The organism is Nocardia sp. JCM 34519.1 (assembly GCF_020361265.1).
In the GTDB taxonomy this organism is placed as follows: domain Bacteria; phylum Actinomycetota; class Actinomycetes; order Mycobacteriales; family Mycobacteriaceae; genus Nocardia; species Nocardia arthritidis_A.
In genome coordinates, this window is the sequence record NZ_JAIRBR010000026.1 from 90250 (window position 1) to 113074 (window position 22825).

Sequence of the window (22825 nt, forward strand, 5' to 3'; positions counted from 1 at the left end):
CGGTTTGATGGGCGGTCATGTTCACCAAAGCCATCACCTTCGCCACCATCGCCGTCGGCGCCGCGCTCACCGTGACCGGTGTCGCGCACGCGGACGACGCCCCCGACCCCACCCAGTACTCCGACCACACCGCGGACTTCGTGAACTCGACCGATCCGGCGGCGCTCAACGCCAAGGCCGACGGCAAGCAGCTCATTGTCAGCCCGTACGGCACCCGCAGCACCATCGCCTGTCGCGGCGACGGCGTCGCGCTCTACGACTGCAAGCAGGCCGACCCGTACGGCTTCGGCTGGATCGTCCTCGACAAGCAGGAAACCCCGCTGGGCACCGCATGGGTGCACATCGTCCCCTGAGTCGCCGATCCAGGGGCCCGGACGACCGGGCCCCGGATCACGCCTCCAGCTTGTAACCCAGCCCGCGCACCGTCACCAGGTGCTCCGGCTTGGCCGGATCGGCCTCGATCTTCGAGCGCAGCCGCTTGACATGCACATCGAGCGTTTTGGTGTCGCCGACGTAATCGGCGCCCCACACCCGGTCGATCAGCTGGCCGCGGGTGAGCACCCGGCCGGAATTGCGCAGCAGGTACTCCAGCAGGTCGAACTCCTTGAGCGGCAGGGTGACCGGCTTGCCGTTGACCAGCACCGTGTGCCGGTCAACATCCATCCGCACCGGGCCCGCCTCCAGCACGCCGCTCTCGTTGCCGCCGTCCAGCTCGTCACCGGCGCCACGGCGCAGCACCGCCCTGATGCGGGCGATCAACTCGCGCGCCGAGTACGGCTTGGTTACATAGTCGTCCGCGCCGAGCTCCAGCCCGACCACCTTGTCGATCTCGCTGTCCCGCGCGGTCACCATGATCACCGGGACACCGCTGCGGGTGCGCAGCTGCTTGCACACGTCGGTGCCGCTCATACCGGGCAGCATCAGGTCGAGCAGCACGATATCGGCGCCGGACCGGTCGAATTCGGCAAGCGCGGATGGTCCGTCACCGACCACCGTTACCTCGAATCCCTCCTTGCGCAGGAGAAACGCGAGCGGATCGGCCAGCGACTCCTCATCCTCGACGATCAGAACACTCGTCATCTGCGTGCCTCCACACCGTTGGTTCGGCCCGGACCCGTGGGACGCGGGCTTGTTTCTCTCGTGCCCACCCCGGACTCGGCGGAATCCTCATCTCCGTCGGCCTCGTGGTGGGCGGGTATTCGCAGGGTGAACGTCGATCCGGTACCCAGCTTGCTCCACAGGGTGATCTCACCGTTGTGGTTGGCCGCCACATGCTTGACGATAGCCAGCCCGAGGCCGGTACCGCCGGTGGCGCGCGAGCGGGCCTTGTCCGAGCGGAAGAACCGCTCGAACACCCGCTCCTGGTCTTCCTTGGCGATGCCGATGCCGCGGTCGGTCACGGCCATCGCGACGTGGTCGCCGCGCAGCGAGCGGCTGACCGAGACGTGCGAGCCGGTCGGCGAATAGGCGATCGCGTTCTCCACCAGGTTGGACAGGGCGGTGACGAGCAGGGTCTCGTCACCGAGCACCTCGAGTCCGCTGGGGCGGTCGGTGCTGACGGTGATGCCCGCGGCCTCCGCCGCGGTGCGGGAACGGTCGACCGCCTGGTTGACGACGGTATCGACGTCGACAACGGATAGGTCGGGCAGTTTCTCGGCGCCCTGCAGTCTGGACAGCGCGATCAACTCGGTGACCATCTTGCCGAGCCTGCGCGATTCGCCGAGCACCCGCTGGCCGAAGTGGCGCACCGCATCCGGATCGTCGGCCGATTCCAGCAACGCCTCGGCCAACAGGCTCATCGCGCCGACCGGTGTCTTGAGCTCGTGGCTGACGTTGGCGACGAAGTCGCGCCTGGTGGCCTCCATGCGGGCCTGCTCGGAATCGTCGTCGGCGAAGAGCACCGTGAAATTGGTCTCCTCCTTGGACAGCGGCCGGGCGACACCGCGCACCGCGATCCGGCTGCGGCCGGGCATCGGGTTCTTGGCGGTCAGGTCGAATTCCGCGGATTCGCCGGTGGCCAGCACCTTTTCGACCGCGGCCCAGGCGCGTTCGTCGAGTAGTCGGTTGCGGACCAGGCCGAGTTCCTCGGCCCGCGGATTGACCAGCACGACGTCGCGGTACTCGTCGACCACCGCGATACCGCTCTCCGAGGCGAGCACGATCAGGTCGAGCACCTGGGACATGGTGAGACCGGAATCGGCCTGCCGTCGCGCGGCCTGCCTCGCATTCATATATGGAATCAGTAGCCCGCCGACTGCCAGGCCCACGACAGCCGCGAGGACTGCCAGCAGGACGGCCTGGGGAACACTCACACTTGAATCGTACGGTCGACTAGCGACATACCAACGCCGGGTACACGAAGTTTCATGCAGGTCACAGGCCCTTTAGCGAGTGTTAGCCATGCGTTTACACAGAATTCCGAGGACCGTGTCCGCATCGTTGACGCAGATCAAGACGGCTTGACCGGGCGCTCAGTCCTCGTCGTCGCCGTCGGCCAATGCCGCGGTGACCGCCGAACCGTGCCGGTCCACCCAATCGCCCAGCGCATAGAGCGGTATGAGCAGATCGAGGCCCGCCTTGGTCAGCTCGTACTCCACCCGCGGCGGGGATTCGGCGTAGCGGCGGCGCTCGACCAGCGTCATCCGTTCCATCTTGCGCAGGGTCTGGGTGAGCATCTTCTGGCTGATGCCGCCGATGGTGGCGCGCAGCTCGCCGGGACGCATCGGACCGTTGCGCAGCGTGTACACCACCACCGGTAGCCAGGAGTTGCCGAAGAGGTCGACACCGATCCTGGCCGGGCAGTCCGAGGTGTAATCGCCGTATGCCGGGAATTCGACCGGTCCGATGGTGATGTGTTCGACGTGCGCCAGCGCCATCGTTTCAGCTTGCCAGGTTTATTGCGCACCCGCAGGTGCCCATCGGAGTCCCTAATTTCGATCGCGTTCCCCTCACTACAGGAGTTGATATGCGAATCGGAATCATCGGCGCGGGCTCGATGGCGGCGGCGCTCGGCGGCGGCTGGGCCGCGGCGGGGCATGAGATCCGCATCGGCGCTCGAAATGCCGGTGCCGCAAGCGAATTGGCCGCGAATATCGGTTCGGGCGCGACCGGCGGGTCGATCGCCGAAGCGGCGGCGTTCGGCGATGCGGTGCTGCTGGCGCTGCCGCCGAGCGCGATGGACGCGGTATTGCGTTCGGTGCCAGGCGGTTTCGCCGGTAAGACCCTGATCGACTGCTCCAACGCGTTCATGCCGGACGAGGCCGCGCCGGAGGGCACGTTGGCGTTCGTCCTCGCCGAAGACGCGGTGGCCGAACGGATCTCGGCCACCGTGCCCGACGCGCACGTGGTGAAGGCGTTCAACCTCCTCGCCGCCGAGGTCTTCGCCGCGGATACCAGGGAATTCGAGGGTCGCACGCTGGGCATGCCGTACTGCGGCGACGATCCGGCCGCCCTACGCCTGGTGGCCGGTCTGATCGAAGACCTGAAGTTCCAACCGATCCCCGCGGGCGGACTGCACCGGGCGCGGTACCTGGAGGCCACCTCGGTCTTCGTCGTCGGGCTGTGGTTCGGTGGCCAGGACGCCAGGGCGATGTTCCCGCCGGTCGAGGCCACCTACGCCGAAGTCGATTGAGCGACGACACATCCGAGGTTGTTCGCCTGGATGCCAGGACGGCACCCCGGCGAACGCCACCTGTCGGGTCACCAGCCGGGATTGCCGGACACCGGGATGTTGACGTAGCTCGGTTCCGCCGGGTCCAGCAGCAGATGCTGGGGGCGCAGACCGGTGTCGACGGTGATCGGGGTCGGTGTCAGGCCCTTCGGGAAGTTGGCGGCGAATACGTCGACGCGCAGGCGGTGTCCCGGTTGGAGGACGGCGGCGATGCCGGGCACCGAAATATCCAGTGCGGTCGGTTGTCCCGGCACCGTCTGCTGTCGGGTGTCCAGCGAGAGGTCGGGCACCGGATCGGTGTAGTCGCCGTCGGGCGCGCGGGTACTGCGCGCCTCATCGATCTTCCGCAGCGAGGCGACGAGCTGGCCGGAGGAGAGCACCGTCGACTGTCCGTCCGGCGCTACGTCGTTCACGGTGGTGACCCAGTAGCCGTCGGCGGCGTCCTGAACGGTGTTGAGGTGCACCGCGATCGGGCCCGACAGATTGGTCGGCGAGGCCACCGGGGCGCTGGTGAAGGTGAGCGCGGCGACCTCGGCCACCCGTGAATCCTTCGCGCAGCCGTCGATGATCGAAAGGATTCCGGCGGATTCCTGCGCCGCGTCCCTGGAGCAGATGGTGGAAAGGCCCGGTGCGACGGTGAGTTGATCGGTGCCCGGATCCGGTTGTGGGATAAGCGATCCATCGTGTGCGCTGACGCCGGAGGTGCCGCTGGACGTGGCCGAGAGGTACATCCGCCGGTAGTCGACGCCCGGTTCGGGGAAGGAGGGCGCGGTGATCCAGCCGCCGCCCTGCTGACGCACCGTCACCGGGCCGTATTCATCGATGCCGTTGTCGATTCCCTTGAGCCACTTGTCGAACCAGGCTCGCTGCAGCACGTCCATGCGCGGCGGCAGACCGGGCTTACCGGATTCGTTGCCGTTGCTGATGTGGTAACCGTCGCCGATCAACAGCTGTTTGCGCCCGGGCGGCAACGGCATTCGCCGGTAGACGTCGGCCTGCGAGTTGACGAAGACATCGTGCCAGCCGCCGGTGATGAAGGCGGGCACGGTGATTCGGCTCGGATCGTTCTCCCACGCCTGGCGGATCGGGCTCGCGGCGTGCAGCAGATCCTGCACCTTCGGGTCGAGTTGGTCGATCTCCGGCGTGACGAACACATTGACCAGCGCGTCCATAAAGGTGAACGGGTCGGCCATCCGGTCCTGTAACCATTTGAGGTCGAACCAGCCGCCGGCCAGCGCGGACAGATCCGGCACCAGCTTCGCGCCGTTCACCGCGAGCAGCCAGGCGGGCATGAACGCGACACCGACGGCGCCGCCGGGTGCGACCAAGTCGCGGAACGGATTCCGGCTCGGCACCACCGGAAAGATGGCCTTCAGGGCGGGCGGATTCTTGGCCGCGGCCTGCAACTGGTTCAACGCCGAGTAGGAGACGCCGCTCATCCCGATATCGCCGGTGGACCACGGCTGATGCGCGGCCCAGTCGATCACCTCGACGGTGTCCTGCTGTTCCCGATCGCGCAGCAGATCCCAATCCCCTTGGGAGAAGCCGGTTCCCCGGACATCGACCACCACCTGGGTGTAACCGCTCTTGATCAGCTGCCGGTCGACCGAGAAATTGCGGATCAGGCCGCCGCTGAGCGCCTTGGTCAGATCGGTGATGCCGGAGAACGGCGTGCCGGATAGGTCGGTGTCGCGCGCCACCTGCATGACCGCGTCGGACAGCCACGGAATGGAGATGAGGCTGTCGGCGATCATCGAGCCGAGTTTGGTGTACGGGGTGAGGTTCACGATGGTCGGTGTCGGCGCCGAAATCGGTTGTCCCACAGCATCGGCCGGACGGTAGACATTCGCTTTCAGCACGGTGCCGTCGCTCATGGTGATCGGCACGTCCCAGTCGATGTGGACGTTCGGATACTGCTGTGGATCGTCTTCCGCGGCCGCCCATGCCGCGCCCGCGGCGCCGCCGTCCGGTCCGGTCGGTGCCGGCTCGGCCGGAGCCGTGGCGGGAGATAGGAAGGGCGCCAAGGCGATTGCGGCGAACAACGCGACGGCACAACGCAGAGTGGACCGCATCCGACTACTTTCTATGAAAAGGCGATCTTTTCGGAATGACCCTAAAAGTAGGTCGAACGGTCGGAACTGTCCGCGAATCCGGCGTGCGGGCCGGAAATTCGTGCAACCTCACAACGTTCGGAGCTGCGGCTACGGCATCCGCACACAGAAAAACGCCCCCGCCCGACACCGTTGTCGAACGAAGGCGCTCTTCCCTTCTCGCCGTTACCAGCCCGGGTTGCCCCGCACCGGAACATTGACGAAGCTCGGCCGCTGCGGATCCAGCTGCACATGCTGCGGGCGCAGTCCGGTATCGAGCAGCATCGGCATGATCGGCAGTCCCTTCGGGAAGTTGCCCGCGTACACGTCCACCCGCAGGCGGTGTCCCGGCTGCAGCACCGCCTCGGTCGCGGGCAGCGCGATATCCAGCGTCGTCGCCTCGCCCGGCACGGTCGGCTGCCGATAATCGATCGAGGTGTAGGCGCGCGGATCGGTGTAATCACCATTGGCCGAACGGGAACTGGCGGCCTCATCGACCTGCCGCAGCGAGGCCATCAGCTGGCCGGAGGACAGCACCGTCGACTGTCCGTCGGGGGCGACATCGTTCACCGTGACGACCCAGTAGCCGTCCGCCGCGTCCTGAACGGTGTTGAGATGCACCGCGATCGGACCCGACAGGCTGGTCGGCCCGCCGACCGGCGCACTGGTGAAGGTGAGCCCGCCGAGCTCCTCGATTCTGGAATCCTTTGCGCAGCCGTCGATGATCGACAACACGCCCGCACTGCCCTGTGCGGCGTCGTTGGAGCACAGGCTGGCGAGCCCGGGTGCGACGGTGAGCCGGGCGTCATCGGAAACCGCTGTCGCACTGAGTGATCCGTCATAGACACTGTTCGCGGTGCCGCTGCGGGCCGCCGACAGGTACATCCTGCGATACTCGGCCTCATCGGTGCCGGTGGCGGATTCGCCGAATCCGTTGCTGGTGACCCAGCCGCCGCCCTGCTGGCGCAGGGTCACCGGACCGTATTGATCGATGCCGTTGTCGATGTCCTTGAGCCATCTGTCGAACCACGCGCGCTGCAATACGTCCAGCCGGGGCGGCAATCCGGGCTTGCCGTATTCGTTGCCGGAATTGACGTGGTAGGTATTGCCCATCAGCAGCTGCTTCTGGCCCGCGGGCAGCGGAATATCGTTGTAGATCTTGGATTCCGAGTAGGTGAACAGGTCGTGCCAGCCGCCGGTGACGAAGGTCGGCACCTGGATCCGGCTCGGATCGCCGAGCCACGCCTTGCGCGGGCCGGAATTCGCGGTGAGCAGTTCCTTAGCGCGCGGATCCAGGTCATCCATCTTCGCGGTGGTGTAGACGTTGAGCAGTACGTCCATGAATGTCAACGGATCTCGCACCCGATCGGCCAGCCACTGGGTGTCGAACTGCCCGTTGAGCACCGAGGCCAGATCCGGAACCAGCTTGAGCCCGTTGATCGCGGTGAGCCACAGCGGAATGAAGTTGAAGCCGAAGCCGCCACCGGGCGCCAGCACGTCGTCGACCAGATCGCTACCCGGCACGACCGGGAAGATGGCCTGCAATGCGGGCGGGCGTTTTTCGGCGACCTGCACCTGGTTGATGCCCGAGTAGGAAATGCCGTTCATGCCGATGCGCCCGTTGGACCATGGCTGGTGCGCCGCCCAGTCGATCACCTCGACGGTGTCCTGCTGTTCGCGATCGCGCAGCATATCCCAATCCCCTTGGGAGAAGCCGGTTCCGCGCACATCGACGACCACCTGGGTGTAGCCGCTCTTGATCAGCTGCCGGTCGACGGTGAAGTTGCGCAGCTCACCGCCGCCGAATGCCTTTGTCAGATCGGTGATTCCGGACAGCGGGGTGCCGCTCAGATCGATCTGGCGGAACAGCCCGAGCAACGCGTCGGATAGGCCGGGTATGGACTGCGCGTGGTCGGCCAGGTTGGAGACCAGCTTGGTGTAGGGCGTCAGGTTGACGACCGTCGGCGTCGGGGTGTCGATCGGCCGCCCGGCGGCGTCGGCGGGCCGGTAGACATTGCCCTTCAGCACGGTGCCGTCGCTCATGGTGATCGGCACGTCCCATTGGATGAACACATTCGGGTACTGCTGCGGACCGTCTTCGGTTGCGGTCCAGGCCGCACCGGCGGCGCCGCCATCGGGTCCGGTCGGGTTCGGCGCCGCGGATGCGCCGGATGCGAGGAAGGGGACGAGCACCGCCGTGGCAACCGCCGCCACTGTGGCCCGCAACGCGTACTTCATCGGACGTGATCCACCTCTCATGCTGGTCGAACGCCCGAAACGTAGCATGCTTACCGGTCGGTAAGGAACTCGGGTAACAGTAAATGTGATGAGAATGCCGATTTACATATTCGGTACGGCTCGCGATAGCGGCTGGGTATAGCCGGAAATAGCGCCGTTCGGCGCAGAATCAAGATTTACCACAGCGCGGGTCGACGGCAGTAACCATCGACCCGCGCGACCGGTTTCAGAACGGGCGGAAGCCCGCGCCGATGCCGCCCTGGCGATCGATATCCGCCAGCACCAGCGCCATCGTGGTGGACAGCTCCGGCTGGTGCAGCAGGTCGCCGCCGCCGCTGCACAGCGGCAGCGGCACGGTGATCGGACCCGCCTTGAAGTCCGAGCCGGCCACCACCATGCCGACCAGCTTGTCCCCCATCAGCACCGGCGCACCGGAATCGCCGTGGTTGGCGCACACCTGGCTGCGGAACCACGCCTGCTTGGTCTCCCAGGCGGGCCCGCAGGTGAAGCCGGTGGTGCGGCCGTTCTTGCAGACGATATCGCCGACCTTCGGCGGCGCGCCGATTCCGGCGATCACCGACTGCGCCACCTGCCGGGTCGGCGACACCCGCGCCGGGTCGAGTTCGATTACCGCCCAGTCGTTGTCGACGCTCTTCGCCGCGACCTTGCCGACAACGCCGGACTTGGGCGAATATTCGGCGGCCACCCGCATGCCGATCTCACCGCAGTGCCCCGCCGTCAGCCCGACCAACTTGTTGTCGCGATCGAAACCGATTGCGGTGAGCGTGCATTCGCTGACCGTATCCGGTTCCGAGGTCTCGATGTACAACCCGGAACCGCCGCCGAGCACCGCGGGCCCCTCCGCCGATGCCGTCCCCCCGGAAAATACGCTGGTGGCGGCCAATGCCGTCACCGCCGCGGCGACCCAGTGCACGACCCGGGTCCGCCCCGCTGAAAACATCTCTACTCTTCTCTATTCACCCCGGACCCGCCGGAGCCGGAACTCACACCCACGAACCACCGCACAGCCTCGGCATGAGGACCAAATCCCCCCTGGCGGAAAGCATCTCGACGGCCACACGAGTACGGACGTTGGCACCCTATCAAGTGCCGCCGAGATTCGCGCGGCCGTCGATCCGCGACCGGATACGGCGGTGCGCCGCGGCCGAATCGACCGCGGCGCACCGAATTATTCACCGCTACGGCGCTTCCCAGCGACGCCGCTACGACAATGCTTGTGCCGCAGCGCCCTACCGGCCACCACCCTGATTGGCGACCGCGGCCGCGCCCGCCGCGGCGGCCTCCGGGTCCAGGTAGGCCGCCGGACGCACCGGACGCAGCTGCTCATCCAACTCGTATACCAGCGGAATGCCGGTGGGGATGTTCAGGCCCGCGATATCGGCATCCGAGATCCGGTCCAGGTGCTTGACCAGCGCGCGCAGCGAATTGCCGTGCGCGGCAACCAGAACCGTCTTACCCGCGAGGAGTTCCTTGGAGATGGTCGACTCCCAGTACGGCACCATCCGGTTCACCACGTCGAGCAGGCATTCGGTCTTGGGCACCTCGATGCCCGCGTAGCGCGGATCGCCGTCCTGGCTGTACTCGTCGGCCGGATCGATCGGCGGCGGCGGGGTGTCGTAGCTGCGCCGCCACAGCATGAACTGGTCGTCGCCGTACTCGTCGCGGATCTGGGCCTTGTTCTTGCCCTGCAACGCGCCGTAGTGCCGCTCGTTCAGCCGCCAGTCGCGGACCACCGGGATCCAGTGCCGGTCGGCGGCGTCCAGCGCGATATTGGCGGTGCTGATCGCGCGGCGCAGCAGCGAGGTGTAGACGACGTCCGGCAGCACACCGTGTTCGGCGAGTAGCGCCCCGGCCCGCTTGCCCTCGGCGATGCCCTTATCGGTCAGGTGCACGTCCACCCAGCCGGTGAACAGGTTCAGCGCGTTCCATTCGCTCTCGCCGTGGCGCAGCAGCACGAGGGTGTACGTCATGGCGGCCATTCTTGCAGGTCCGCCGGTAACGGTGGCAGCCGTGCGGGCTCGATGCCGGACAACTCACACTCGCCGGGACCGAGCGCGCGGGCGGGCGAACACCGGCGGTCGGGGCAGATGGTCAGTCGATGGTGTCGGCGGTCGCGTGCCCGGCCGCGAGCACACCGGCGCCGACGAGCGTGGCCCCGTTGGCGATTCGCGACTGCACCACCCGCAGCTTGCTGAGGAACCCGAGCCGGGCGTGCTTGGCGACGGCCGCGCGCAGCGGGGTCCAGAGCGGATCACCCGATTTCGCGAATCCGCCGCCGATCACCACCAGATTGATATCGAGCAGCGCCGCGGCCGAGGCGATGGCCTGGCCGAGCGCGGTGCCGGCCCGCTCCAGCGCGGCCAACGCGATGGCGTCGCCGATATGGGCGGCCTTGGCCAGCTCGGCCCCGGTGGTTCCGGCCCAGCCCTGCGCGCGCGCCCAGCGCACCGAGGACATTCCGCTGGCGACCGCCTCGACACAGCCGATGCCGCCGCAACTGCACGGCGTATCCCAGCCGGGGACGACGATATGCCCGACATGTCCGGCATTGCCGGTGCGGCCGAGCACCACCTTGCCGTCGACGATCAGCCCGCCGCCGATTCCGGAAGACACCGTCATGGCCATTCCGTCCGGCAGCCCGCGCAACGCGCCGACATGGTGTTCGGCCAGCGCCAGACAGGCTCCGTCGCTGGCGAATCGGATGGCGGCCGCCGGAAACAGCTCCTGCACCTTCCCGACGATCGGGAAGCCGGACCGCCATTCGGGCATATTCAACGGCATCGTCTTGCCGTGCGGCACATCCACCGGACCCGCCGACCCGATGCCGACCGCGGTCACCGGCTCGTCGCCCGCCACCTCCAGCAGCAGCGCCCGGCACACCTCCCAGATGCCGTCGGGCGGCACGTCGACCTGACGCACCTCGCGCACTCGCCGTCCGGCGTGCACCCGCCCCGCGGCGAATTTGCTCGCGCCTATATCCAGGGCAAGAACCGTCATCCATCTACCGCCTCTCGTGCTCGTGCCAGATCATGCCCGAGCCGAGCGCGAACTTCAGTGCTGTTCGGTGGACTCCACCAGATGTTCGAAGGCGCGCAGGTTCTTCAGCGACTCACCGCGCGAGACCCGCCACTTCCATTCCTTCCGGATGGATTCGGCGAAACCCAGCTCCAGCAGGACATTGAAATCGGCGTCGACGGCCTCCAGGACCTGGCCGAAGACCCGATCCAGTTCGTCGGCGGTGACGGCGTGCGTCGCGATCCGGCCGACGAGGTAGATATCGCCGACCCGGTCCAGGGTGTACGCGACGCCGTAGAGCCTGCGGTTGCGGCGCAGCAGGAATTTGTAGACGCCCTCGAAGTTCTCATCCGGTTTGCGGCAGACGAAGGATTCGATGCGCACGCCGTGTTTGCCGACGGTGAGCATGACGGTGGTCTTCAGTTTGCGCTCACCCGGCAGGATGACGACGAAGGTCTCCGCACTGGGGTGGGTGTATTCGATTTCCCTGTCGCGCAACGTCTCATCGATCAGCTGCGCGGTGACTCGCAGCTCGCTCACCTTTTGACTCCCATCCGTCGTCGCAGCAGCGCCCGCGGCGCACTGCGTTCCAGGCTAACCCGCTCACCCGGACGCGCGTTCGCGCCGCGGGAGATCGCGCCGCGGAACCTGGCGTGCTCGGGACGGAATCCGGCCAGCGCGGCCGAATAACTGGCGAGCAAACCGTCCGCGGTGTGCTCCCAGGAGAAATTCGCCGCATGATCGACGGCCCGGATTCCCATGCGCCACAGGCGAATCCGATCGGCGAGCAGGTAGGTCAGCGCATCGGCCCATTCCTCGGCGCGGTGCCCGGGCACCAGCAGGCCGGATTCGCCGTGCCGCACCGCGGTGCCGAGCCCGCCGACATCGGCGGCCAGCACGGGGGTGCCGCTGGCCTGCGCCTCGATGGCGACCAGGCCGAAGGATTCGTTATAGCTGGGGACCGCGACCAGATCCGCCGCGCGATACACCTGCACGAGCCGGTCCGGCGGCTGCGGCGGCAGGAAGGTGACGCGGTCGGCGATGCCGAGCGCGTCGGCCAGTTCGATCAGCGAATGCGGGCGTTCCAGGCCGGTGCCCGACGGCCCGCCGACGATGAGCACCCGCAGGGCGCGCTCCGGTTCCCGGCGCAGCACCTCGGCCGCGGCGCGGATCAGCACGTCCGGCGCCTTGAGCGGCTGGATCCGGCCGACGAACGCGACGATCTGCTCCGTCTGGGAAAGCCCCAATGCCGTTCGGGCAGCGGCCTTTTCACCGGGACGGTAGCGGGCCAGGTCGGCGCCGGGCGGCACGACGTCGATCATTTCCGGATCGGCGCCGTACAGCTCGATCAGCTGCCGCGCCTCCTCGACGGTGTTCGCGACCAGCCGGTCGGCCTCGCCGATGAGCTGCTGCTCACCGATCTGCCGGGATAGCGGCTCCGGACAGTCGCCGTCGGCGAGCGCGGCATTCTTCACCGCGGCCAGCGTGTGCGCGGTGTGCACCAGCGGGACCCGCCAGCGATCCTTGGCCAGCCAGCCCACCTGGCCGGATAGCCAGTAGTGCGAATGGATCAGGTCGTAGTGGCCGGGCAGCTGCCTGGCCTCCTGGCGCAGCACCTCCGCGGTGAACGGGCACAGCTGGGTCGGCAGATCGCGCTTGTCCAGCCCCTCGAATGGTCCCGCGACCACATTGCGTACCAGGACACCGGGCGCGGCCTCCTGCACCGGCGGCACATTCGACGAGGTGGCACGGGTGAAGATCTCGACCTCGATGCCGCGCCTGGCCAGTTGCACGGCGGTTTGCAGCACGTAGACGTTCATTCCCCCGGCGTCGCCGGTGCCCGGCTGAGCAAGTGGTGAGGTGTGCACCGATATCACGGCGATCCGACTGGGCCGTATGTCCGGGCGTTGACTCACACTCTCCATAGTGCACGGGGAATCGCCGGACTCAGACACTGTCACCGGGCGGAGTGACAGCCATCACAGCCCGTCCGTGAGTACTGTCACCCGCCGCGGCGCAAGGGATTTATTCGGTCAGAGTCGTTCTACGAAGGCCGTCACCTCGGCGACGAATCGCGGCCGGTCCTCGATGAACAGGCCGTGCTGCGCACCGTCCCAGAACGACGAATGCGCGTACGGCGCGGCCTCCAGGATGTAGCGCGCATTCTCGATCGGCACCACCGGATCCGCGGTCCCGTGCAGCACCAGCACCGGAATATCAAGGGCGCGAAGGGTTTCGGTATTGTCGACGGTTCGGTAGAACAGCGCCTTGCGCACCGAGGGCAACGTCGCGAGGCTGGTGCCGAACATCCGCTGCGCCTCGACACCCTTATCGGCGCCCGGCCCGGTATTGGCATTGCCGAAGGAGCTGAACGCGCGCACCGCGGGCCCGGCATGTTCGTCGAAGACGGCGGGAATCGCCGCCTGCATGGCCGGTCCGGTGGCCGCACCCGGCACCCCGCGGCCGATATTGGCCATCGAGCCGCTGTAGATGACGCCCGCGATCGCGCCCGAGCCGTACACGGTCAGATAGTCCGACAGCACGATGCCGCCGTACGACCAGCCGAGCAGCACCGCGCCCGCCGTGATCCCCTCGGCCGCGAGCACCGCCGCGATATCCGCGGCCCAGTTCTTCGGATCGTCGTAACCGGCGGCGGGCGCACCGGAATAACCGTGCCCGCGCAGGTCCACCGCGATCACCCGGAAGCGGGCGGCGAGATCGTCGGCGGCACCGCCCCAGCAGCGCAGGTTGGCCGACCAACCGTGCAGCAGCACCAGCGGGCGAGCCTCGGCCGGACCGGTGACCTGGTAGACGATGGCGGTGCCGTCCGCGCTGGTTACTTCCCGTATAGCCATGTCGCCAGGCTAACGGTGAGAAGGACAACAGCGTCGGTTCTTGCGGCCCACCTAGGATTGCGCACATGAGCATTCGCACCGCCGTCGTCACCGGAGCCAGCTCGGGTATCGGGGAGGCCACCGCCCGGGAACTCGCGAAACAGGGCTACCACGTGATCATCGGCGCGCGGCGGCTGGACCGGCTGGAGCGGCTCGCCGACGAAATCGGCGGCACCGCACTGGAACTCGATGTCACCTCGGACGATTCGGTGCGCGCCTTCGCCGAGGCGATCGAGCGGGCCGATGTGCTGGTCAACAATGCGGGCGGCGCGAAGGGTCTGGCCACGGTCGCCGATGCCGACCTGGACGACTGGCGCTGGATGTGGGAGACGAATGTGCTCGGCACCCTGCGCGTCACCAAGGCGCTGCTGCCGAAGCTGATCGCCTCGGGCGACGGGCTCATCGTCACCATCACCTCCGTGGCCGCGTTCGTCACCTACGACAACGGTTCCGGCTACACCTCGGCCAAGCACGCGCAGGCGGTACTGCATCGCACGCTGCGCGGCGAACTGCTCGGAAAACCGGTGCGGCTCACCGAAATCGCGCCCGGCGCGGTGGAAACCGAATTCTCGCTGGTGCGTTTCGGCGGGGACGCCGAGCGCGCCGCGAAGGTGTACGAGGGCATCGACCCGCTGGTCGCGCAGGACATCGCGGAGATCGTCGGATTCGTGGCGAGCCGCCCATCGCATGTGAACCTGGACCAGATCATCGTCAAGCCGCGCGACCAGGCCGACGCCGGGCGTTTCGCCCGTCGCAACTGAGTCGTCAAGCGCGCATTGATATTTCGTAAATAACCCGGCTTTCGCGAATCCCGATAATTAGACGACTCGACGTCTCGTCATTAGCCTCTGATGTTTGAAAGGCAAATAAATCTGATTGGAGTCGTCGAATCATGCTGAAGGGGTTCAGAGATTTTCTGATGCGCGGCAACGTCATCGAACTCGCGGTGGCGGTGGTGATGGGTACCGCGTTCACCGCTGTCGTGACCTCGGTGACGAAGGGGGTCATCAATCCGCTGCTCGCGGTGTTCGGCGGCACCAACCAGCTCGGCCTCGGCTTCCAGTTGGTGCCGAGCAAACCGGCCACCTTCATCGCGGTCGGCCCGATCATCACCGCCGCGATCGATTTCCTCATGGTAGCCGTCGTGCTGTATTTCGTGCTGATCCTGCCGATGAAGACGATCAAGAACCGCTTCGGCACCGCGAAGGCCGCGGAACCGACCGCCGCGGAATTACTCATCGAGATCCGCGACCTGCTGGCCGAACAATCCGGCGGCCGCGAACCGGAGAAGGTGGCCGCGGATCGTAAAGCGGAAGAAGAGAATTCGGAAACCAGCTGATACGGAATTGGCCCGCGACATCAAATGATGTTGCGGGCCAATCGAATCGGAAGGCTCTCAGCGTCCGCCGGCGGGCTGCGGCGGCACCGGGGTGGCGGTAACCACCTGCGACGGTTCACCTTTCAGCGCCGACATGGATTTCCAGGTATTCCAGTCGATGGTCCAGTCGTAGAGGTCGCCGTCTGCGGCCGAGAGCGGAATCGATGTGCCGGTCACCTCGACCGGATCGCCGTAGAGCGCGGTCGGGAAGTACTTCTGCGCATCACCGGGCGAGAGGTTGATGCAGCCGTTGGTGACATTCGCCGAACCCTGTGACGCAACGGATTCCGGGTTCGCGTGGATGAATTCACCGTTGTTGGAGATACGTACCGCCCACCGTTCCCGAACGTTGGTGTAGAACGGCGGATTCGACATCATGAAGTCCTCGTACTTCTCGGTGACCACATGGACGCCGGAACGGGTCACGTTGCGCGGCTCGTTGCCCTCGCCGTAGCTCACCGCGAAATCGAAGATGACCTGACCGTCGCGCACCACCTGCATGCGGTGACTCGGCGCGTTCGCCTTGACGATCTGGCTGCGGCCGATCTTGAAATCCGAAGTGAGATCGGTATATCCGTAGTTGCCGTTGCCCAGGTCCAGGCCGTACAGCTTGGCCGCGACGTGCACGGTGGTGCCGGGAACCCAGTAATCCTTGGGCCGCCAGTGCAATCGGGAGCCGTTGTCGTCCGGGAACCAGGCCCACGCCCCCTCGGTGGGCGGATCGGTGGTGACGGTGAGCGCCTTCTCGATCGCCTGCTTGTTCTGCACGGATGCCTTGAACTGCAGGATGATCGGCGCCGCGATGCCGACCTCTTGGTTGTCGGCGATATTGATGGTCGCCGGGACGGTGTTCTTGGGCGCCAGCGTGCTGAAGCTGCCCTCGATCGGAATCGGTTTGTGGTCGGTGCCGATCGCGGTGCCGGACCAGGTGTACGTGGCGTTGTAGCCGAGCGCCTCGGTGATCTTGAAGCTGTGTTTGTCCGGTGCGAGCTCGCCGGTGACCTGCTTACCCGCGGCGTTCGTCAGCGCGACCTGATCGATGGTGCCGTTGGCGACGCTGACCGAGACGGGATCGACCGGGTTGACGTTCTTCGCCTTGTCCCCCGGTGCCAGGGTCACCTTCGCGACCGGCTCCGCCGCCGCCGGATTGTCTTTCTTACCGCTTCCGCTCGAACATCCCGCTACCAGCGCGACCACCACGAGCAGTGCGGCCGATACGGCGAATGCCGATCTTCGGATCACTGGACGATTGCTCACTTCTTCGAATTTACGCGGAGCGATTAGTTCGGTCGGCTAGCGAAAAATGTGGTGTCCGTTTCATCCGGTTAGAGGGTTATCCCGACGGTGACCGGCTCAGGCTCCAGCCGGATGCCGAACCGCTCGGCCACCCCGGCCCGCACCGTCCTGGCCAGCGCGATCAGCTCCGCCGCCGTCGCATCACCCCGGTTCGTCAGTGCCAGCGTATGTTTCGTGGACAGCCGGGCCCGCGCGTCCGGCCCCGGATACCCCTTCGCGAAACCCGCGCGCTCGATCAGCCAGCCCGCCGAGAACTTCACCCCGTCCGGCGCCGGATAAGTGGGAATCGTGATATCGCCCACATGGGCGCGGATCGCGGCCAGGACCGCGTCGACGCGCGCGTGCGGCACCACCGGATTGGTGAAGAAGGATCCGGCGCTCCAGGTGTCGTGATCGGCCGGGTCGAGCACCATGCCCTTGCCCGCACGCAAGCGCAGCACCACCTGACGGACCTGATCGGCGGGGCGGGTCTCACCCTCGGCCGCGCCGAGGGCCGCGGCCAGCTCCCGATAGCGCAGCGGCGCGCTCGCACCGCTGGGATCGAGCGCGAACTCGACCGCGAGCACCACCGCGGCGTCGCTGTGCTTGAGCACGCTGGTGCGATAACCGAAACCGAGCTCGTCCGGTGTCGCCCAACGGATTTCACCGCTGGCCCGATCCAGCAGCCGGATCCGGCGCAGCAGCTGCGCGACCTCGACGCCGTACGCGCCCACGTTCTGCACCGGTGTCGCACCCGCCGAACCGGGAATCCCGGACAGGCATTCCAGTCCGCCGAGGCCCGCGGCCACGGTCCGCGCGACGACCGAATCCCAATCCGCGCCCGCCTCGGCAAGCACACTGTCCGCGCCGAGCGTCACAGTGTCGTTGGCCACCCGGACCACGACGCCGTCGAAGCCCGCATCCCCGATGAGCAGATTCGAACCGCCCGCGATGAGCAGCAGCGGAATTCGCGCCGCGTCCAGCGCGCGCACGGTCGCCACCAGCGCGTCCGTCGTCGGACATATCGCGACGGGAGCCGGACCGCCGACCCGCAGCGTGGTCAGCCCGGCCAGCGACACGTCCGGCCGCAGCGTCGCGCCGGTCGCGGCCAGTGTGGCGCGCAGCTCGTCCATGGACACCACCCGAGAAGTTCGCACAGCCAGACGGTAGCGTGTCCGACCATGGCTACATGGTTGGCGTTCACGGCCCGCTACGCTCACTCGCTGGACGCCGTCCGTGCGGCGCTCGCGAACGAGCAGTATTGGAAGGACCGCATCGCCGAGGTCGGCGGGCCGAACGCCCGGCTCGACTCGGTCACCGTGCAGGGCGACCATGTGCGCGTCGAGATGGTGCAGGCGATCGCCGCCGAACTGCTGCCCGCCGCGATCACCGCGGTACGCCCCGGGGATCTGATCATTCCGCGCACCGAGGAGTGGCAGGGCGATTCGGGCACCTTCACCGCGCGGGTCGAGGGTGCGCCCGCCGAGGTCGCGGGCACCATCAAGCTGGAAGCCGACGGCGCGGGCGCGGTGGCCACCGTCAAGGGCAGCATCGAGGTGAAGATTCCGCTGTTCGGCGGCAAGATCGAGGCCGCGATCCAGGAGCGCCTAGTCGAACTGCTCGGCAACGAGGAAGGGTTCACCAACACCTGGTTGTCCCAGCACTGAACGCCCGCGGGCGAGGCGCAGCCACGGCTCGCCGGTAGGAATTCGCAGCCGACGTGGTAACGCTGCTTCGGGCCTGACACTCGCGCCGCGCGGGACACCGCCGAGCGATGCGCCGACGATTCGCTCGCGTAATCTGTGCGCTCATGGCACGCCGACTCGACTACTCAGCCCGCTACCCGCTGCGTACCACCAAGGAGCTCTACGCGGCGCTGTCGAACCGCGACTACTGGGATGCGCGGATGGTGGAGATGAACAAGTACGCGCCGGGTAACGAGGTGGCGAGCTTCGAGGCCGGTGACGACGGCATCGATGTCGTGCTCAACCACATCCTGCCGCGCGAGATGCTCCCCGAGATCGCGCAGACGGTGATGCGCAAAGATATGGTCATCACGCACAAGGAGAGCTTCGGCCCGTTCGGCCCCGAGGTCGAGGGCAAATTCTCCGCTTCCATCCCGGCAGGCCCCGGCAGCCTCGGCGGCACCATGCGGATGTTCCCCACCGACACCGGCTGCACCATGCGCTATTCCTCGGAGGCAAAGGTTTTCATTCCGATGCTCGGCCCGCGGCTGGAACAGCTCATGCTGATCAACCTGGTGGACCTGTTCCGCGGCGAGGCCGAATTCACGATCCAGTGGCTGGACGAGCAAAACCCGATCAGCTGAGCAAACCGGTCGGCGCCATCACCCGGGGCACGACGGGTGTCAACCGGCTGCGGCGCAGCGACCGCTGGCTGATCAACGACGAACTGGTGACCGTGCGCCTGCGCGCCGCCGCCGATCCGCTGGTGGTGGATCTCGGTTACGGCGCGAGCCCGTGGACCACGCTGGAGCTGGCCGCCCGGCTGCGCACCGTGCGGCCGGATGTGCGGGTGGTCGGATTGGAGATCGATCCGGACCGGGTGGTGCCGGGCCGCGACGGCGTCAGCTTCGCCCGCGGCGGATTCGAATTGGCCGGGCTGCGACCGGTTTTGGTGCGCGCGTTCAATGTGCTGCGGCAGTATCCGGAGTCGGCGGTACCGGCGGCGTGGGACACCGTCCTCGCCGGTTTGGCGCCCGACGGCCTGCTGGTCGACGGCACCTGCGACGAGCTCGGAAGACGTTGCGCCTGGGTGCTTTTGGAGCGTTCCGGACCGCTGTCGCTGACGCTGGCCTGGGATCCGTTCACCGTGGCGCGGCCGTCGGATATCGCGGAACGGCTGCCGAAGGTGTTGATCCATCGCAATATTCCCGGCGAGCCGGTGCACGCGCTGCTCACCGCCGCCGACCGCGCGTGGGCTCGCGCCGCGCCGCTCGCGCCGTTCGGACCGCGCGTTCGATGGCGCGCCGCGGCGAATTATCTACGGGCGGACGGATTTCCGGTCCGCGACTACCGCCGCAGGATGCGCGACTGCGTGCTGTCGGTGCCGTGGTCGGTGGTCGCGCCGCGCTGATATCGGGCCGCGTTCGACCCGTCAGCCGAGCGCCCGCGCCAGCCGCGCCGCCGCGCGCGGTGTGAGAGCCGCTGCCGCGGAACGGATTTCGGACGCGCCGCAGCGCCCGATGGCCACCGCGTCGCCCACCACCTCGTCCAGCGAGGTCTGGCCGATCTCCGATTCGGCGAGATCGAGCACCGTGCGCAGCGGCGTCGTCACCAGGAACGGACCCGCCGACTCCACGTCCGGACCGCGCAACCTGCGCCGCAGCACCACCAGCCGCGGCGTCACCGGCGCGCGCCCGACGCCGACCGACAGATGTAGGAACCGCGGCCGGAGCCGACCGAGCCCGTGCAGATCCGCCGCGCTCTGATGGCAGACCACCGCGGCGCCGTCGAACCAGGCCGACCACATGGCGAATTCGTCGAGCGGGCCGACGGGCCATTCGGCTAGTCGCAGCAGCCCGACTCCGGCGCGGGTCACCGAACCGTCGCCGAGCCCCGCACGCACCCTGGCCTCGCACCCGGTGCGCACCACCTGTCTGGTTGTGAAGAAACCGGCATGGCGCCCGGCGTACCGCCGCAGCACCCGCCACCCGTCAACATTGCCGGTCATTCACCCGAGGCTACGCGCCGATTCTGTGCCGCACGTCACATTTCGGAGCCCTCACAGCGTCCTCAGAACCAACACAGATTTTTCGGGAAGAATCTGTGCGCATGAGCTTGCAAGCCTCTTCGGGCCGGACCATCAGCCGGCGCACCCTGGTGATCGCCATCACCGCGGTCGCGGTACTGCTGGCGACCGTCCTGGTTGCCGGCGAAGCGTATGCCAGACACACCGTCGCCAAATGCATCAGCTCGCAGTTCGAGAAGGAGATGGGCTCCAAGATCGATGTCGGCTTCGGCTACAAGCCGCTGCTGATCAGCTGGGTGGACGGCAAGGTCGGTGAGGCCGACGTCAGCACCGATGACACCAAATTCGGCCCCGCCGTAGGCATGGTGGTGCACGCGACCTTCCGCGATATCGAAACCTCCGGCGGTGGCCAGGGCGGCGGCGTCATCGGCAGTTCGTCGGCCGACGTCACCTGGGACAACGACGGCATCCGGCAGACGCTCGGCGGGATGGTGAGCGGGGTCCGATCGTCGGCGTCCACCGGTGAACTGACCCTCGACGTCCTCGGCGGGCTGGCCCAGTTGCAGGTGCAGCCGCAGATCAAAAACGGTGTCGTGCAGGTGGATACGAGGTCGGCCAAGGTGTTCGGCATCGGCATCCCGACCGATCTGGTGGCGGGCATCGTCGACATCTTCACCAAGAGCCTGCAGAGCTATCCGTACGGAATGCAGGCCACCGAGGTCAAGGTGACCGACGACGGCATCCACGCGAAGCTGTCCGGCGGGCGTGCGGATCTGCCTGCGGCACAGGGCAACTCGGGCTGCTGATGCAGGCCGGGCTGTTGATTCAGGCCGGGAAGCCGTCTAGCACCGCGCGCGACTTCGACAACCCCAAACGCGTTGCGCCCGCGGCGATCAGCTCGGCGGCGGCCTCGGCGGTGCGGATTCCGCCGCTCGCCTTCACGCCGAGCCTGCCGCCGACGGTCTGCGCCATCAGCCGCACGGCGTGCGCGCTCGCCCCGCCCGCGGGGTGAAATCCGGTGGAGGTCTTCACGAAATCGGCGCCCGCGCGCTCGGCGGCCCGGCACACCTCGACGATCGCGGCATCGGGCAGCGCGGCCGCCTCGATGATCACCTTGAGCAGCGCCCGATCCCCCATCGCCTCGCGCACCGTGACGATATCGGCGAGCACCGCACCGTAATCCCCGGCCAGCGCCGCGCCGACATCGATGACCATATCCACCTCGGCCGCACCCTGATCCACCGCGAGCCGCGCCTCGGCGCCCTTCACCAGCGAATGATGTTTGCCGGACGGGAATCCCGCGACGGTCGCGACGGTCAGCCCCCGCGCGTCCAGCGGCAACATGGACGGGGAGACACAGATCGCGAACACCCCCAACGACCTGGCCTCATCCACCAGCGCGGCCACATCGGCGGGCGTCGCCTCCGGGGCTAGGAGGGTGTGATCGATCATGGCGGCAACTTCGGCCCTGGACGGCATCACGATTTCGGCCATGAGGTGAGAGTCTGGCATATCGGCGCGCGCCCGCCAGTCCGCATGCGGCGAATTCCGTTGCGCGCCTGGTGGCACTTCGCGCACACTCGTAATGGTCGGCGATAATCGGGCGGTACGGTTTGCCCGGCCGGCGCACAGACAGCGGGTGGCCCCAAACTCGGTCGGGAGGAGACGAACACCGTGCTGATCCGTCGCGAGCGCGCCGACGACGCTGCCGCGATCGCTGCGGTGCACCGCAGCGCGTTCGGTCCGCAATACGCGGACGACAATGTCGCACCGGAGGACAGCGCGGTGGATCCGCCCGAGGTCGATCTGGTTACCCGCCTGCGCAGCGACGCCAGCTGGATTCCCACCCTCGCCCTGGTCGCGGTGGTACACGACACCGTCATCGGACACCTCTGCCTCACCCGCGCGGGTGTCGGCCCGTTCCCGGTGCTCGCCCTGGGCCCGATCGGCGTCCACGCCGACCACCAGGGCGTCGGCGTCGGATCGGCCCTGATGCATGCCGCGCTCGGCGCCGCCGACGCACTGGACGAACCGCTCATCGGCCTGCTCGGCAGCCTCGACTACTACCCGCGCTTCGGTTTCGTCCCGGCCGCCCGCCTCGGCATCACCCCCGACGAACCCGCCTGGATATCGCATTTCCAGATCCGCCAGCTCACCGCGTACGATTCCCAGATCGTCGGCGAATTCCATTACGCGGAACCGTTTTACGAGATGTGAACGTCGTAGACGTAAGAGCGGTCGGCCTTTCGGCTCACCCAGGCTCCGCCCGGCGGCAGCGCACCGTGCCCGGCATCGTCGAACGGCCGCGCCGCGATCACACCGTCCGCGGTGCGCAGCACCCAGCCGAATTCGGGTAGGCGCTCACACCACAGATCCAGATCGACCCGCTTGTACGAGGGATATCCGTGCGCCGATCCGTCATCGACGAATTCGTAGGTGCGGCCGTCGGTGCGGCGCACGAACTTCAGGGTGGTCATCCGTCGATCATGCGGGGCGACGGAGCCCACATTCCACCCGGGCAGGTCCCGGCGGT

Annotated in this window: 25 protein-coding genes; 9 read left to right on the forward strand and 16 right to left on the reverse strand. The window is 67.3% G+C overall.

What is annotated here, in order from left to right:
* Positions 1 to 17: 17 nt before the first annotated feature.
* Positions 18 to 353, forward strand: coding sequence for a hypothetical protein (locus LGY53_RS38545; protein ID WP_225731615.1), 336 nt, complete (start codon positions 18 to 20; stop codon positions 351 to 353).
* 37 nt (positions 354 to 390) lie between these two features.
* On the opposite strand, the gene LGY53_RS38550 is transcribed toward LGY53_RS38545, so the two are convergent.
* From LGY53_RS38550 to LGY53_RS38560, 3 genes are all read right to left on the reverse strand, one after another.
* Positions 391 to 1080, reverse strand: coding sequence for a response regulator transcription factor (locus LGY53_RS38550; RefSeq protein WP_014988578.1), 690 nt, complete (start codon positions 1078 to 1080; stop codon positions 391 to 393).
* Complete coding sequence (locus tag LGY53_RS38555) at positions 1077 to 2312, reverse strand: cell wall metabolism sensor histidine kinase WalK (RefSeq protein ID WP_167478223.1); 1236 nt, start codon at positions 2310 to 2312, stop codon at positions 1077 to 1079. Before LGY53_RS38555 ends, LGY53_RS38550 begins: the two co-directional genes overlap by 4 nt.
* 159 nt (positions 2313 to 2471) lie before the next feature.
* The gene (locus LGY53_RS38560; RefSeq protein WP_225731616.1) at positions 2472 to 2876 is read right to left on the reverse strand and encodes a helix-turn-helix domain-containing protein; all 405 of its coding nucleotides are present in this window, start codon (positions 2874 to 2876) and stop codon (positions 2472 to 2474) included.
* Positions 2877 to 2965: 89 nt separating this feature from the next.
* On the opposite strand from LGY53_RS38560, the gene LGY53_RS38565 reads away from it, so the two are divergent.
* Complete coding sequence (locus LGY53_RS38565; protein ID WP_225731617.1) at positions 2966 to 3631, forward strand: NADPH-dependent F420 reductase; 666 nt, start codon at positions 2966 to 2968, stop codon at positions 3629 to 3631.
* A gap of 68 nt (positions 3632 to 3699) precedes the next feature.
* Here LGY53_RS38565 and LGY53_RS38570 read toward each other — a convergent pair whose 3' ends face one another.
* From LGY53_RS38570 to LGY53_RS38605, 8 genes are all read right to left on the reverse strand, one after another.
* Positions 3700 to 5742: a CocE/NonD family hydrolase gene (locus LGY53_RS38570; protein ID WP_225731618.1), complete on the reverse strand. Its 2043-nt coding sequence runs from the start codon at positions 5740 to 5742 to the stop codon at positions 3700 to 3702.
* A 204-nt stretch (positions 5743 to 5946) separates the two neighbouring features.
* Positions 5947 to 7998, reverse strand: a complete 2052-nt coding sequence (locus tag LGY53_RS38575) for a CocE/NonD family hydrolase (protein WP_225731619.1) — start codon at positions 7996 to 7998, stop codon at positions 5947 to 5949.
* A gap of 226 nt (positions 7999 to 8224) precedes the next feature.
* Entirely contained in the window at positions 8225 to 8959 is a 735-nt protein-coding gene (locus tag LGY53_RS38580) for a S1 family peptidase (protein ID WP_225731620.1), read from the reverse strand.
* 289 nt (positions 8960 to 9248) lie between these two features.
* On the reverse strand, positions 9249 to 9989 hold the full coding sequence (locus tag LGY53_RS38585; protein ID WP_167478233.1) for a phosphoglyceromutase: 741 nt from the start codon (positions 9987 to 9989) through the stop codon (positions 9249 to 9251).
* Positions 9990 to 10110: 121 nt separating this feature from the next.
* On the reverse strand, positions 10111 to 11016 hold the full coding sequence (locus tag LGY53_RS38590; protein WP_225731621.1) for an ROK family protein: 906 nt from the start codon (positions 11014 to 11016) through the stop codon (positions 10111 to 10113).
* 54 nt (positions 11017 to 11070) lie between these two features.
* A complete protein-coding gene (locus LGY53_RS38595; protein WP_374111301.1) occupies positions 11071 to 11547 on the reverse strand; it encodes a YbjN domain-containing protein in 477 nt (158 codons plus the stop codon).
* Between the two features lie 23 nt (positions 11548 to 11570).
* Positions 11571 to 12959 carry a D-inositol-3-phosphate glycosyltransferase gene (gene mshA, locus LGY53_RS38600; RefSeq protein WP_225731623.1) on the reverse strand — a complete coding sequence of 463 codons (1389 nt, stop codon included), beginning with the start codon at positions 12957 to 12959 and terminating at the stop codon, positions 11571 to 11573.
* A gap of 108 nt (positions 12960 to 13067) precedes the next feature.
* Positions 13068 to 13889, reverse strand: coding sequence for an alpha/beta fold hydrolase (locus LGY53_RS38605; RefSeq protein ID WP_225731624.1), 822 nt, complete (start codon positions 13887 to 13889; stop codon positions 13068 to 13070).
* 65 nt (positions 13890 to 13954) lie between these two features.
* On the opposite strand from LGY53_RS38605, the gene LGY53_RS38610 reads away from it, so the two are divergent.
* Entirely contained in the window at positions 13955 to 14689 is a 735-nt protein-coding gene (locus tag LGY53_RS38610) for an SDR family NAD(P)-dependent oxidoreductase (protein WP_225731625.1), read from the forward strand.
* Between the two features lie 131 nt (positions 14690 to 14820).
* Positions 14821 to 15267, forward strand: a complete 447-nt coding sequence (gene mscL / locus LGY53_RS38615; protein WP_225731626.1) for a large conductance mechanosensitive channel protein MscL — start codon at positions 14821 to 14823, stop codon at positions 15265 to 15267.
* A gap of 57 nt (positions 15268 to 15324) precedes the next feature.
* Here the strand turns inward: mscL and LGY53_RS38620 are convergent, their stop codons facing one another.
* Entirely contained in the window at positions 15325 to 16563 is a 1239-nt protein-coding gene (locus tag LGY53_RS38620) for an Ig-like domain-containing protein (protein ID WP_225731627.1), read from the reverse strand.
* A 68-nt stretch (positions 16564 to 16631) separates the two neighbouring features.
* Positions 16632 to 17714 (reverse strand): UDP-N-acetylmuramate dehydrogenase, encoded by a 1083-nt coding sequence (locus tag LGY53_RS38625; RefSeq protein ID WP_225731652.1) that lies wholly within the window; start codon positions 17712 to 17714, stop codon positions 16632 to 16634.
* 48 nt (positions 17715 to 17762) lie between these two features.
* Between LGY53_RS38625 and LGY53_RS38630 the strand changes: the two genes are divergently transcribed.
* From LGY53_RS38630 to LGY53_RS38640, 3 genes are all read left to right on the forward strand, one after another.
* A complete protein-coding gene (locus LGY53_RS38630) occupies positions 17763 to 18248 on the forward strand; it encodes a DUF2505 domain-containing protein (RefSeq protein ID WP_225731628.1) in 486 nt (161 codons plus the stop codon).
* 143 nt (positions 18249 to 18391) lie between these two features.
* Positions 18392 to 18910, forward strand: a complete 519-nt coding sequence (locus LGY53_RS38635; RefSeq protein WP_225731629.1) for a DUF2505 domain-containing protein — start codon at positions 18392 to 18394, stop codon at positions 18908 to 18910.
* Complete coding sequence (locus LGY53_RS38640) at positions 18880 to 19677, forward strand: class I SAM-dependent methyltransferase (RefSeq protein WP_225731630.1); 798 nt, start codon at positions 18880 to 18882, stop codon at positions 19675 to 19677. Before LGY53_RS38635 ends, LGY53_RS38640 begins: the two co-directional genes overlap by 31 nt.
* A gap of 21 nt (positions 19678 to 19698) precedes the next feature.
* Here the strand turns inward: LGY53_RS38640 and LGY53_RS38645 are convergent, their stop codons facing one another.
* Complete coding sequence (locus LGY53_RS38645; protein WP_225731631.1) at positions 19699 to 20274, reverse strand: hypothetical protein; 576 nt, start codon at positions 20272 to 20274, stop codon at positions 19699 to 19701.
* Between the two features lie 101 nt (positions 20275 to 20375).
* Here LGY53_RS38645 and LGY53_RS38650 point away from each other — a divergent pair, with 101 nt between their 5' ends.
* On the forward strand, positions 20376 to 21098 hold the full coding sequence (locus LGY53_RS38650) for a DUF2993 domain-containing protein (RefSeq protein WP_225731632.1): 723 nt from the start codon (positions 20376 to 20378) through the stop codon (positions 21096 to 21098).
* Between the two features lie 19 nt (positions 21099 to 21117).
* Here the strand turns inward: LGY53_RS38650 and deoC are convergent, their stop codons facing one another.
* Positions 21118 to 21786, reverse strand: coding sequence for a deoxyribose-phosphate aldolase (deoC, locus tag LGY53_RS38655; RefSeq protein ID WP_225731633.1), 669 nt, complete (start codon positions 21784 to 21786; stop codon positions 21118 to 21120).
* 180 nt (positions 21787 to 21966) lie between these two features.
* On the opposite strand from deoC, the gene LGY53_RS38660 reads away from it, so the two are divergent.
* Positions 21967 to 22509 (forward strand): GNAT family N-acetyltransferase, encoded by a 543-nt coding sequence (locus tag LGY53_RS38660; RefSeq protein ID WP_225731634.1) that lies wholly within the window; start codon positions 21967 to 21969, stop codon positions 22507 to 22509.
* On the opposite strand, the gene LGY53_RS38665 is transcribed toward LGY53_RS38660, so the two are convergent.
* On the reverse strand, positions 22497 to 22769 hold the full coding sequence (locus LGY53_RS38665) for a hypothetical protein (protein WP_225731635.1): 273 nt from the start codon (positions 22767 to 22769) through the stop codon (positions 22497 to 22499). The two genes, LGY53_RS38660 and LGY53_RS38665, sit on opposite strands and share 13 nt — an antisense overlap.
* Positions 22770 to 22825 lie beyond the last annotated feature (56 nt).